Origin of the sequence: Paraburkholderia sp. CNPSo 3281 (assembly GCF_024206515.1) — a bacterium.
In the GTDB taxonomy this organism is placed as follows: Bacteria; Pseudomonadota; Gammaproteobacteria; order Burkholderiales; family Burkholderiaceae; genus Paraburkholderia; species Paraburkholderia nodosa.
The window spans coordinates 156487-169394 of record NZ_JAMBPS010000005.1 but is presented as its reverse complement, the minus strand read 5'-3'; the positions used below and the strand labels follow the sequence as shown (position 1 = coordinate 169394).

Genomic DNA, 12908 nt, shown 5'->3' with positions numbered 1-12908 from the left:
TTTCACTGCGCCTCCAGCGCCTGCCTGACCGCGGCAACGATGCGCCCCGTGCCTGGCATGTACTGACTCTCGAGCCTGTAAAGCGGGACCACCACGTCATATCCCGTGACGCGCTGCACCGGCGCAAGCAACGAATAGAGTCCGCGCTCCGCAATGCCCGCGGCAATTTCCGCGCCCACGCCGCCCGTGCGCGATCCTTCATGCACGATCACGCAGCGTCCCGTTTTCGCCACCGACGCAAGAATCGTCTCCATGTCGAGTGGCTTGAGCGTGGCCACGTCGATTACCTCCGCCATCACGCCCTCCTGCGCAAGCAGATCGGCGGCCATAAGGACTTCCTGCAGCGCTCCGCCCCAACTGACCAACGTCACATCCGCCCCGTCGCGCAGCACGTAGCAGCAATCGAGCGGCAGCGCTTCGCCGTTGTCTTCCACGGGCTGCCTGTAGATGCGGTAGAGGCGTGTCGGCTCGAAGAAGATGACCGGGTCCGGATCGCGGATTGCCGCCAGCAGCAGGCCATATGCGCGCGCGGGCGAAGAAGGGGTCACGACGCGCAACCCCGGTATGTGCGCAAACAGCGCCTCCGGGCTTTCGGAATGATGCTCCGGCGCGTGGATGCCCGCACCGGCAGGCGACCTGACCACGAGGGGGCACGTGAGCCGTCCGCGCGTCCTGTGCCGCAGGCGCGACGCGTGATTCAGCAAGTGATCGATGGCCGGATAGATGAAGCCGCTGAACTGGATCTCCGCGACTGGTTTGAGGCCCATTGCGGCCATGCCGACCGCCGTGCCGACGATCGCCGTTTCGGCGAGCGGCGTATCCATCACGCGCTGAGCGCCAAAGCGCGTCTGTAACCCAGTGGTTGTCCGAAAGACGCCGCCGTTCACGCCGATGTCCTCGCCGAGCAGCACGACAGCGGGGTCATGCGCAAGCTCCCAGGCGAGCGCGACATTGACCGCCTCGACCATGTTCAGGTCAGCCATGGCCGTTCTCCGCAAGCGGCACAACCGGAGCAAGTCGCTGCGCCATCGCCAGTTGCTCGCGCATGGCGAGCGGTAGCGCCTCATAGAGATGGTCGAACATCGAGGAAACGTCAGGCGGAGCAATCGCGAGATACGCCTCGACAGCCTGCTCGACCTGCGTGTGACACGTCCTGCCAAGTTCCTCTTCGCGCGCCTTGTCCCAAACATTCATACGGATCAGGTAGGCGCGCAACCGGCGCAGCGGCTCGGATTCCCAATGCCTGCTGACCACTTCGGCATCGCGATAGCGCGTGGCATCATCGGCCGTCGTGTGATCGCCGAGGCGAAAGCTGAGCGCTTCGATCAAGGTCGGACCGTCACCGCGTCGGGCCTTCGCGAGTGCCGCCCCAACTACGTGGTGCACGGCAATCACGTCGTTGCCATCGACCTGCAGGCCGTCGATTCCCGCTGCAATCGCCTTTTGCGCGAGCGTTTGTGCGGCGCTTTGCTGGCTGCGCGGCACTGAAATTGCCCATTGGTTGTTGTTGATCACGAGCACGAGCGGCGCGCCCCACACGCCGGCGAAGTTCATCGCCTCGTAAAAGTCTCCCTTGGAGGTGGCGCCGTCGCCGAAAAGCGCCACTGCGACGCGCGGCTCATGGCGCAACTTGAACGCATAGGCGGCACCCGCCGCATGGCAGACCTGCGTACCGATCGGCACACAGTTCGGAAAGTCGAAGCGGGGCACACTGAAATCGCTTCCACGCTCGTCACCGCCCCAATAGAGCAGACTTTCCGTCATCGTGACGCCGCGCAGCAATTGGGCCGCGTGGTCGCGATAGGAGGGAAACAGCACGTCTTCGGGGCGCATTGCACTGGCCACGCCAACGCCGGTCGCCTCCTGGCCAACCGATGATGCGAATGTGCCAAGTTGGCCCGTACGCTGCAGCGCAACTGCTTTCGTGTCGAAGGCCCGTGTCAGCACCATCGCACGATACAGCGGCAGGAGCGCTGCGGGGTCGCTTGCGAAGGCCGGAAGCGGATGCACGGGTTCGCCCTCGGGCCCGAGGTACTGCGTGTAGCCGATGTGAAAACTGGCAGCCGTGGTCATGACGGCCTCCTGTGTGTTTCACACATCGTAAGCGTTCTGCCGCTGATCGCCACAAATATGGCATGACGCCACGGGAATAGCGGGCGTTCGCCGGCAACGCGGCGTGCGCGATGCCGTGCCCCGGCGCCGAATTCAGCGCATCGCATCCAGAGCAGCGCTTGAGCGAAAGGCGAGAAAATTCAGGAGTGGCCCGTTGAAGGGAGGCATGCAGCTCACCTCTCCTGTAGCAGCGGTAAAAGCGCGCCGGTCGCACCTGGACTGACGAGGATTTCCGTCGTGCATCGGTCCCTGGTGAGCCAGCCGGGCAACGGCCTTCGGCGGCGCCGTTACCTGTGCCGACGGCATGTTGCCGTAGGCCTGGAAAGCAGACCGATCGGAGGGCAGGACGCAGATAGCCGCGCGCTGCTAGCCAGCGAAGCGATAGCGATGAGCCGGATCCGTCAGCGATCCGCCCACCACTCGTAACTTCATCGTCAAGCGCTTCTGCGTCGTGATCCGCATAGCTTCCGGTATCATCGATGCTCCTTTGCGACATCTGGCCGGTCGCGCACGATTGTGACCGAGCACGGCGCGTATGCGATCACTTGCCTCGCGATGGAACCAAGCAGCCAACGATCAAAGGTAGTACGTCCTCGATGTCCTACAACAACGTGGTCAATATTGTGTCGTTCGGCATACAGCACCAGCTCCTTGGCCGGATGCCCGACAATCACCTCATATTGGACCGTTACTCCGGGTAACCCGAGCTTTCCCTTGAGTTCGGTGATGAGGTCCTGACAGTGGCGTTTTTCGGTCTCAAGCAGCTCAGGCACCTCATAGGCCAACTTACCCCAGTCAGGCGGACGAGCAACCATAAGAATGTGGAGCCGCGCCCCTTCCTTTTCAGCAAGATTTTTTGCGAAGCGGATTGCCTCCTGTGCGGAAGCCGAGCCATCGTAACCCGCGAGAACGTCGTGCATGATTACCTCCAGAGACTCACCCGAACGTCTTCGAGGCACAGTTCAAGAAGCGCCGAAGTCATGGCTTTCGCATTTCTCGCCTTACACGCTCCACGTATTTTCCTGACGCGACCTCGATTCGCACAGTATCCCCTTCCTTGATGAACTGGGGAACGAGAACTTCCATGCCGTTCTCGAGTGTGGCCGTCTTGAAAGTGGAGGTTGCATGCTCGTGCACGCCCAGCGGCGCGGACACCACGCCTAACTCGACCGCATGCGGAAACGCGATGGTGACCGGCTCGCCGTCATTCAGCGCGACCGGGATTCGCATATTGGGCTGAAGGAACTTTTCGTATGCGCCAATAGTTTCCGAGGACAAACTGATCTGCTCGAATGTGTCGGGATCCATGAAGTAAAAGGCGACACCATCCGTATACAGATATTCCATCTCCTTGTGATCGAGCGCGACCTCTTCGAGCCTGTCGCTCGGGTGCAGCCGCAACTCCCTGATGTGCCCGGTCTTCAGGTTCTTGACCCTGGCGAACACTGCGCTACCCTGCTGGCCCCCGCCGGCATGGTACCCGGCGCTGGCGACGCTATGAAGTTCGCCTTCGAGCATGACGACCATGCCCGGCTTCAATCCGGAAGCTTCGACCATTTGCCTCTCTCCGCCTTGCCAGCATGGTGACGACATCTTCACCTGCAAGATAGCGATTTCTGCGAACACGTTCAGACACCCGACGGTGAGACGCAGAATTCACCTGGCGCATTTCATCGCCTGGAGCCCGATCCGTCGATCTGCGCTACAGCGCCGCGATGAACTCGTTCCACGGCGTCGCCTGCAGGGTCTCGGTGGCAGCGTGTCCATAGGCGCGGACGAGTAGAGCCGCCAGCTCAAGCTGTTTCAGATCGTTCGACTCGACAACGTCCAGGACGTCGAAGCGCCCGAGAGTCAGATAGCTGTCCTTCCAGGTGACGGCAGGGCATTCGGCCCTGATCTTTTCGGCCACTGTGGCGGCGATCTGCTTCAGTTCGCCGGGATCCGTGAATGCGTCAGGAGCGAGACGGCTCAGGATGACGTACGTAGCCATGGCATACCTCCGAGCAAAGAATTGCCCCGCTATCGATTACTGCAGTCGCACGCAAACAGGCGCCCGCGCGTCAAGCGGAAGCATTGCGGTGCGCATTGTTGTTCCGAAGCGTCATTAACCGCGGCGGGTTGGACCGGGGCCCTCAGGTAGGTCAGTGCAGTGGTCGCTTCAGGTTGGTGCCGCCAACGTCGACCTGAAGGCGTTTACAGAGGATTTTCCATGGTGGCGTAGAAATCGCGCCGTGCCTGCCGCCCATGTATTCCGCAGTCACGGCTTCTTGGACGGATCGGTGATCGTGCGGAGCGCGAGTGCCAAAAGGCAGTAGGCCTCGACACCAGGATCAAGGATGCAGTCAGCTCGTTGCATTCTGAACTTTCGGATCTGAAGCGACAACTGCACTAACCAATCCGCCGGGCTTTGTAGTTGATGAACGAGGGCCATGTGTCCGTAAAAACCGTAGTTTACCTTAGAGAGTCACTCGATCGAGCCTGCAGCTTCTCGCCTCCGAACCCGAGAATCGAAAACCCAAGGTCGCCGAAGCAAGAACACTGTAGAACCGCCACCGGGGAACGTCACCGCAACAGGCGGCGTGCCGCGTCAAGGTGTATGCCCTTTTTATGGCTTTTCGTCGAGATTGCTCGAGAACCCGATTTTCTTATGTGAGCCGTCGCAGAGTGGCTTGTGGCTCGATTGACCGCACCGGCATAGCCAGACTTCGTGTTGCCCGCTGCGATTGGTCGGCCGCCCTCGGTGGTAATCTGGAAGTCTCCTGTGATGAGGTACGGGCCGTCATTCTGTGGTGTGATAATTGCAGTTGCCATGTGCGCCTCCAATGAGGATGAATTGCGTAAGCCTGCGCAGCACTGGGCCCTCAATCGGGGCAACCCGGCAGCACGATCGTGCAAAGCGTGGTGCCAGACGGGCCGCGGCGCATCGTCCTGGGGACACTGCTGCAAGTGTTCATGCATGACAACGGCGCTTGCGCTGATCGATGTATGCCCGAAACTGACGGCCCTCCTGTTCGGCGCATCCTGATGGAGTGTTCCTTCAGATCGAGCCAGATCCACGCGTGAAGCATGGATTCGATTCACTGAAGAAGACCTGTATATCGCGTTGAAACGCTATGATGGATCTGAGTTTCGATCAAGCTGTATCCGGCGACCTGGAATGGCTATTTGACACGTACAAACGAGCGATGAGGGTTTTTGTCACCCAGGTGTATGGATGGGACGAGGATTCGCAACGGGCAGGGTTCGCAAAAAGCGTTCGCCAAGGTACCTGCCAGATCGTGACGTGCGAGGGCAAACGATGCGGATTTGTGCACTGGGAGGTCGAACCGGATCTCGTTTGGCTGAGGATGCTTTGTATTGTGCCGGACATGCAACACAAGTTGATTGGCAGTCAAGCGCTTGCGAAGGTCATGTCTTTATCCAGTCACTTGCTAAAGCCGCTGTACTTGCATGTATTCGTATGCAACCGGGCCGCCTATGACTGGTATAGGAAGATCGGATTCGTCAAAGTCGAAAATGATGGCAGGATTTGCACGATGATGTTTGATTCGTGAACCGAGGCAAATCGCTGCAGCTGGCGCGGCGATTTGAAGCGGCGTACCACCTTCTCGCGCACGCATGTGGGCTGGTGCGAATTCTCCGCCCGGTTGTCCAGCCGCTTGTGCTGCCGATGGTCAAGCGTCTCTACTGCAGCAAACGCTTCGCGGCCCCTTTTATTGAGGCGAGCGCGCACTCAAACGTCATTCGGCTCTACCGATCGGCACGGGGCGGCTCGGTATCTCCTGATCTTGTGCGTCCACACTTCGGGTGACCGGAATCTGCGAATGAATCGCGTTGGCTATGCCAGCGATGGCTGGCGTGCCTTCGATGGACCATCTGGGCTACTTGCCATTTGATGTTTAGCGATTTTCGCTTGCTTAGCTGTGCAGCCAGGAAGCACATTCGGAATCGGGTCATCGGCTCAAGGCGACTAGGCGGAATATCATAATGGGAAGCTGTATTCATCAGCGCAGGAGCACATCACGGCGTCGAATCCATCCAGTGAGCCGACTGGGACCTCCCTCAACCCCGCGCAAACTTCCGTCGACACGACGCGCCAGCCCGATCCAAAGGGCCTGCAAAATCCGGCCCCAGACGACCTTCCTGACGCCGACGCGGCAGAGCCCAAGCCTCACGGGCGTCTCCCGTCCAGAAGCGACGACAACTGATTCAACACCGCAGGTACCGACACTTCGAAAGTCGACCGGGAACAATGGCACTGTCCGGACAGACCCCTGCCCTTCGCTTCCTGGGGCTCTCAACAACCGCTCGCAAGGTACAACCTCCGCGTCACGGATATTCCCGACACTGTCTGCAAAATCGTCGGGGCCCACGGCCGCTGGAGTGCCGCACGACGACCGTCACGCCTGAGCTGAGGTGGGCGGCGCAGATCGAGCGGGCGGCAACCACATTACGGATTTCGTCCGCAACCTCATCCCACCATGTTGCTCCTTCACCATCGCTTGCCCGCGAGTCGATCGCGTTGCGATAGATCGCCTTTGCCGTGTCGAGTGTGATATGCATAGCGTTTTCCGTGATCTCAGGGCTGCGTAGGCTCTCCCGCAGCCATTTGCTTTCAGAGAGCTTCGACCATCGCGCAGGCCATCTCGTACTGATGCCCGGATTGCCTCGCCAGGCGTCGAGTTCGCCCTCCGCCCTTGTGAGTTGCTCCTGCAACTGTTCGACGTTTTGGGCGGACCGTTCTCGTGACCATGGTGTGCTCCGCGTAGACATCGGATTAATCAATCTAACCCTTCCCCCGGGGCTTGCGAGACTGCACGTTTAACCAGCCATGGCGATGCCGCCAGTCTACGCAGAATGCATACCTGCGACTAGTCGAGTTTCATGATGCCCATGTGCATCGCGGTGTCGGCACACATGACTACCAGCTTGTCGTGCGAAACACCTTCGGTCAAACGATGATTTAGCACCTCGTCGAATGTCCCGGCGCACTCCGAGACCGCGCTCATCGCGTCCCCTTCCGTCCGGTTGTAGGCGCCCGCGAGAAGCCATCGGGCTCGGCATTTGGCGGCGTCTATGGTTTCCTGAACTGAAGCATAAGGGCCTGCAGCCTGACATTCGGGGATAGCTACAGGCTGGAATGCTTGCGACAAGGTGGGGATAAGGAAGGCAGCGGCAGCGATGTATCGACGGCACATGGCAGCTCCTTTCTTGAGGATCTTCTTACCGCCGTTACGCGATGATCACGGGGGTCATAAACCCGGATCGCGAGCAGCGAAGCCCCGTTGATTCGCGACGACGAGTCAAATGACAATCTATCACCTCTCCCGCGCCGGTGGGTCTGCCAGCCGTCACATCAGCGCCGACTCCTTGCGTCCGACGCGCAATCGATCAATCAAGTCGCTGGTGACCCGGCGAGCCGTCAATGAATCACGGCGCAACCGTTCGAATGCAACCAGGGCCCATGGAACGATAAATACGAATACAACGCATCCCAATCCGGCAAGTACTGCAGCCATGGTCCCGTTTACCTGCGTACCGTTATGCGGCAACGTGCGGCGGATCCACACATATTCCGGATTGATCCCCGCGTCGAAAGTCATCGCCAAAACCAGGATTAAAGCGACGTGCAATGCCAGTTGCATTTCGTGGAACACCGTCGTGTCGTCATTTTCTTCGTGAATGAGCACGATCATCCGGCCAGCGATCGCAAGCGTAACTAACGCGAGAGCGCAAAAACAACTCAATTCGAACATTGTGATTTTATCATCCCAGGTTTTTGTTCCATCGCATATGGTCAATCAGGCCAAAGCGAGAATGCATTCCGCCGTCATAGACAGTCGCCAATGCCCTTCATCAGAAAGCCCGTCGCGACTGCACCAACGTTGCCACCTGCGCCCAGCACGCGGCGCACTTCGAGAGACTCAAGAGTTCGATGCGGGTGGCTTTGCCTGACATGGGGTGTCTGCCAAAACGAGAACGGCGTCCTGCGTATCAGGTCTTTCAACCCGTTACGCAGGACGCCGTTGCCCAGTGAGCCCGTTGCCGGGCAAATCAGTATTCAGTGATACTCAGTGCTACGGAGCGAGTCGCCGTTGACTCGCCCTGGTGCAGTGCAACGCAAGTGCCGTGCCAGTCCGTTTCGCCCGTCGCCGGCGTGGATATCGCTGCACGGCGGCGCAGCGCGGCACGGTTCTGGTGCGCAACGGCACCCAGCAGAGTCGCTCTGCACTACAGCGCTGCTTCCGACTGTCCCATCCGGGCGGATGCACCGGCGTAACGCCGCGGCATGGCTCGCACCGCCTGGCGCGGATCGTGTTCAACGTCAGGGTTGATCAAGGGAGATTTGCACGGGCGCGACCTTCCAGATCCGTTCACAGTATTCGCCGATCGCGCGATCCGACGAGAACTTCCCCGAGCGCGCCGTGTTGAGGATCGATGCGCGTCCAGCGTGCCTCGTCTTTCCAGACGTCGCTCACACGCTCCTGGCACGCGACATAGTCGGCGTAATCGGCAAGCACGAGAAATGCATCGACGCGCATCAGGTTCTCAACGAGTGGACGAAACACCTCGTGGTCGCCGCACGAAAAATATCCGCCGGCAATCAGGTCCAGCACGTCGCGCAACTCCGCATTGCCTTCGACATATTGCGCGGGTCGATAGCCTTCGCGTTTGACGTATTCCACCTGTTCGGCAGTCAGACCGAACAGAAAGAAGTTTTCGTCACCCGCTTCCTCGCGGATCTCGACGTTGGCGCCGTCCAGTGTTCCGATCGTGAGCGCGCCGTTCATCATGAATTTCATGTTGCCGGTGCCGGATGCTTCCTTGCCGGCCGTTGAGATCTGCTCGGACAGATCGGCGGCGGGATAGATAAATTGCGCGTTCTTCACATTGAAGTCGCGAAGGAACACAACCTTCAGCCTGCCCGCCATCATCGGGTCGTTGTTCACGACCTCGGCGATGCCCGTGATCAGCCGGATCATCAGTTTCGCCATCCTGTAGCCTGCCGCCGATTTTCCGCCAAAGATCGTGGCACACAACCCCGCTCCCGATTACGGCGCAGACGCTGGTAAAGCGTGATGATGTAAAGCGCATTCAGATGCTGTCGCTTGTACTCGTGAATGCGCTTTACCTGAATGTCGAAGAGTGCGTCGGGATCCACAATGACGTTCGTCACGTCGCGGATGCGCTCCGCCAGCACCTTTTTGTTCGACCGCTTGACTGCACACCACTTTTCCCGAAACGCCGGATCGTCGGCGTACGCCTCCAGTTTCCGAAGGCGCTTGAGGTCAGCGACCCACCCCTCGCCCACCGTTTCGTCAAGCAGCCGGGCAAGGCGCGGATTGGCGAGCAGAATGAAGCGGCGCGGCGTGACACCGTTTGTGACGTTGAGAAAACGTTCGGGCCACATCTGCGCAAAGTCGCGCAGCAAAGTCTGCGTGAGAAGCGCGGAATGCAGCGCTGCAACACCGTTCACGGCGTGGCAACCGATGGTCGACAGGTGAGCCATGCGCACTTTTTTCTCGCCGGCCTCGTCAATGATCGACATGCGCGCCACGCGCGACTCGTCACCCGGGAATGTCCGCCGCACCTCGTCGAGGAAACGACGGTTAATCTCGTAGATGATCTCGAGCGGACGCGGCAGCAACCGTCCAAAAAGCGGCAACCCCCAGGTCTCCAGCGCTTCGTGCAACAGAGTATGTTGGTATACGCGAGCGTGCGCCGCGTAATGTCCCACGCCTCCTCCCAGGGGAGCAGTCGCTCGTCGACGAGCAGACGCATCAGTTCTGCGACGGCGATGGCAGGATGCGTATCGTTCAGTTGGGCGATGAACATCTCGGCGAAGCGCGAAACGGGTTCGCCCTTCAGATCCAGCAGACACAGCATGTCCTGTAGCGAGCATGAGACGAAGAAGTACTGCTGTGCAAGGCGCAACCGCTTCCCGGCTTCGGGCTCGTCATTCGGATACAGCACCTTGGACGCGTTTCGGAGATCACCTTTTCCTGCACGGCCTGGTAGATACTATGGAAGGGCCGCGGAAGTAAGCCTCCTGGAGTAAAACGAGGATTCCGACACCCGTTTTCCCGAGAGGAGTACGCAAATGAACGCGCCTCGCACGGCCCTTCCATAGTATCTAGTTGAAGCCACTGGTCGCCATTCCGGCGAGGTCTAGCGGTGCCACTCCCGCCGGGGCACGGTGATGCGTGGACTCGATCTTCGGCATGGACCGGGGTGCCAGGCTGGCCGTACGCTTGGGCGTACATCTCCGTACGTGTTCGTGCGAAGTCGGGCGTATGCCGGGACGCCCCGGTGTACGGGTTAGAGGAGGAATCATCCTCTTCGGCGTCTTCCGGTTGGTGCGCCCGCCGATCTGAACGCCATGTACGGTGTTGACATGGCTATCCGTACGTTCAGGCGTACGTCCATCTGTACGTACATCAGCTCAAGTCCATACGATTCCGTACTGCGAGCCGTCCGAGTCCGAGCAACAGCGTACGCATTCTTGCCGCAGGCGAGAGGAGGTGCGGGACCTGAGCGGCCGCACCATACCGGCGGCGCCACCGAAGCACTATGTCAGTGACATGCGTCACACTGCTGAGACAAGAGAATGCGTGAGCTTGAGAAGCCCCCCAGCCCGACCCTGATCGCTTTTTAAGTGAGAGCAAGCGCCGGCTAAAGCTCAGTCCCCAGCGGGACCTGATCGCGTCTCTTTCTCGGAAAGGAATGGAGCGCGTACATGATTTGGCGCTTTCTCAAGGAGAAGTGTGGCGTGCGGGTGGGCCGAATGACCGTCTACGAGTTTTGCGTACGGATAAGAGAAGGCAGCGCGAGTACGCGCACCGAGCAGCCCACCCTCACGACGGCGAACATTGCCGCCCGTCGATCTTGTCCACAAGGTCTTTCGCGGCTTCTAATGGACCCTTCTCGCGGTGACGGCATTGCAGTCCGCTGACTCGACGCCTGACTGCCGAGCCACACTCACCGATGGCGACTTGCATTCGCTCGAACACAAGAACCTAGTTCCATCGGCGCTGAGCCGTGTGGTAACGGCACGCTTAGCGGTTACGGTTTCGTCCGGGTTGTCCGTCGTGCGCTCTGCGCATTTTTCCCATTGAGGGGTCCATTCGTGAGTGATCTCCGTTCCCTCGGCCCTGCCGCCCTCGTCGACGCACTGGCCTGCTAGTGCCTCTATTTCCTGCCCCTCCCCGTCACCTTGCGCAGGCTGCGGCGTATCACATGTCGCTAAGGAGACCACGACCATAACTATCCGTTCCCACCGCAACCACTTCCATCTCACCCCGCGCGGGACCCGGCGACCGCGCAATCCAATACGAATCACGTCTACGTAGCTCACAACTACTGTTGTTGCCATCAGCATTTCGGGCTGGCTTCTCCAGGTCTGCGGCGACCAGCCCAAGCATGGGTATGTCCGCCTTTACATTACAAAATACGTGCGATTTGATACGAACAGGATTTCCCATTTAGAACTTATTGTGTGTACGCCCGGAAGCTGGGAATCTGTTACCGATGTGCCAGTCTCGTCGTGAAACATTCGTTGCAGATTTGCCCGAACAGCCCGCTGTTACGTCGATTCAGAGCGCTGCGAATTTGGCCCTGAATGTTTCACGGCACGACTAGACCTGAACTGCTGCCATGTCAGGCTCGGACTAGAGCGAATGCATTTCGGAGCGTCGTCGTCAGTGAATTCGGTTAGCGCTAAACTGTTAGTTGCAGTATTCATGCAATCACGCCGATGTTGCCGTAAACCGTATACGTCCTAGCGGCGTGCGATTGCCCTACCGTCTAGATGGGGGCTTCATCCGTACGGTGAACTCCGCATCACAGTACGGCTAGTGGAACCGGTCCACTCTTGCTACCTAGCCTACGGAACTCACTCCGGTGGAGCGTATGTGTCGAGCGCGAGGCTGCTTCTAGTGTGAGCGCCGATGAACCCCAACGCTCCAAAGATTACCTCGCCACCCTATCACTGGACTGGGTGGCCAGGTCTAAAGCACAGCGCGTCTCCCGTCGCTAGCGCACGTTTGTGGGCCGACTCGCGGCTGGCTACCAACGATATCCTACGCTTGTGCAGCGTGGTCTTTTTCGAGTGATTGACATCCGCTTCCCATTTCGTCGGCAACCCGTGCCTGACGCTCGCGTCCCCCGTCGTCGTGCTGAAGGAAAATCACATGGCTTTCAAGAAGGACCTATCGGCCTCTCCGTGCAACACTGTCCTCGGGCGCGCAATGTTTGCGCGGGTATGCGCGGTACACCGCCGCGCCCCTGGACGGACCTCTTTTGTCCCTGAGCCTTCGGCTGTCGGTGAAGAATATCGCCCGGCGCGCGGCCATGTTGGTGACAGGATGCACGAGGCGAAAGCGGCGAGCACCACACACTACAAGCACAGAACGGTGGTTGAGAGCCGCGACTCAGAGGTGCTGTGGGAAATGACTGTCCTGGGCAAGGGCGGCAACTACGCGGGGCAATGGCTTCGCGCCAGCGCCTTGTACCCGCCGCTGTCGTACAGGCTGCTCCGTCTTGCCGAAAACGAGAGCCTGTCGCTCGAGCAGGCTGAGCACTCGCGCGCGCGGACGCTTTTTGCCACACGTGGGCCAGGGAGGTAATCGCGCGAAAGATGCCGCCCGACGTGGTCCAGCGTCTGCTGGACCACGCGTTCTTCTCCCTCGCCATCCACGCGCGCGCCGAGCGCAAGCGTAGCAGCGAGGGAGTCGCAAAGCTCCTCGGCGACGCTACTTGGGCGCGCCCGAACCGTCGCTATACGGTCTTGCAATCAC

At 59.7% G+C, this 12908-nt stretch carries 10 protein-coding genes and 3 pseudogenes; 2 read left to right on the top strand and 11 right to left on the bottom strand.

What is annotated here, in order from left to right; translation table 11 throughout:
• Positions 1-2: 2 nt before the first annotated feature.
• The 6 genes and pseudogenes from M3I56_RS08340 to M3I56_RS41570 form a co-directional block, all read right to left on the bottom strand.
• Complete coding sequence (locus tag M3I56_RS08340) at positions 3-983, bottom strand: alpha-ketoacid dehydrogenase subunit beta (protein WP_254353385.1); 981 nt, start codon at positions 981-983, stop codon at positions 3-5.
• Entirely contained in the window at positions 976-2073 is a 1098-nt protein-coding gene (pdhA, locus tag M3I56_RS08335) for a pyruvate dehydrogenase (acetyl-transferring) E1 component subunit alpha (RefSeq protein ID WP_254353384.1), read from the bottom strand. Before pdhA ends, M3I56_RS08340 begins: the two co-directional genes overlap by 8 nt.
• Positions 2074-2585: 512 nt before the next feature.
• Entirely contained in the window at positions 2586-3032 is a 447-nt protein-coding gene (locus M3I56_RS08330) for a universal stress protein (RefSeq protein ID WP_254353383.1), read from the bottom strand.
• A gap of 58 nt (positions 3033-3090) precedes the next feature.
• The gene (locus M3I56_RS08325) at positions 3091-3669 is read right to left on the bottom strand and encodes an elongation factor P (RefSeq protein ID WP_254353382.1); all 579 of its coding nucleotides are present in this window, start codon (positions 3667-3669) and stop codon (positions 3091-3093) included.
• Positions 3670-3814: 145 nt separating this feature from the next.
• Positions 3815-4102 (bottom strand): GYD domain-containing protein, encoded by a 288-nt coding sequence (locus M3I56_RS08320; RefSeq protein ID WP_254353381.1) that lies wholly within the window; start codon positions 4100-4102, stop codon positions 3815-3817.
• 615 nt (positions 4103-4717) lie between these two features.
• Positions 4718-4804, bottom strand: a pseudogene (locus tag M3I56_RS41570) (CDGSH iron-sulfur domain-containing protein); the annotation flags it as partial.
• A gap of 421 nt (positions 4805-5225) precedes the next feature.
• On the opposite strand from M3I56_RS41570, the gene M3I56_RS08310 reads away from it, so the two are divergent.
• Positions 5226-5666 carry a GNAT family N-acetyltransferase gene (locus M3I56_RS08310; protein ID WP_254353380.1) on the top strand — a complete coding sequence of 147 codons (441 nt, stop codon included), beginning with the start codon at positions 5226-5228 and terminating at the stop codon, positions 5664-5666.
• On the opposite strand, the pseudogene M3I56_RS08305 reads toward M3I56_RS08310, so the two are convergent.
• The 5 genes and pseudogenes from M3I56_RS08305 to M3I56_RS08285 form a co-directional block, all read right to left on the bottom strand.
• Positions 5660-5791 (bottom strand): annotated as a pseudogene (locus tag M3I56_RS08305) (IS6 family transposase); the annotation flags it as partial. The gene M3I56_RS08310 and the pseudogene M3I56_RS08305 overlap by 7 nt on opposite strands.
• 650 nt (positions 5792-6441) lie before the next feature.
• Entirely contained in the window at positions 6442-6675 is a 234-nt protein-coding gene (locus tag M3I56_RS08300; protein ID WP_254353379.1) for a hypothetical protein, read from the bottom strand.
• Between the two features lie 308 nt (positions 6676-6983).
• Complete coding sequence (locus M3I56_RS08295) at positions 6984-7310, bottom strand: hypothetical protein (protein ID WP_254353378.1); 327 nt, start codon at positions 7308-7310, stop codon at positions 6984-6986.
• 153 nt (positions 7311-7463) lie between these two features.
• Positions 7464-7868, bottom strand: a complete 405-nt coding sequence (locus M3I56_RS08290; protein ID WP_254353377.1) for a hypothetical protein — start codon at positions 7866-7868, stop codon at positions 7464-7466.
• A gap of 569 nt (positions 7869-8437) precedes the next feature.
• Positions 8438-10130, bottom strand: a pseudogene (locus M3I56_RS08285) (glycogen/starch/alpha-glucan phosphorylase); the annotation flags it as partial.
• 2172 nt (positions 10131-12302) lie between these two features.
• On the opposite strand from M3I56_RS08285, the gene M3I56_RS08280 reads away from it, so the two are divergent.
• Complete coding sequence (locus tag M3I56_RS08280; RefSeq protein ID WP_254353376.1) at positions 12303-12737, top strand: hypothetical protein; 435 nt, start codon at positions 12303-12305, stop codon at positions 12735-12737.
• Positions 12738-12908: the final 171 nt, after the last annotated feature.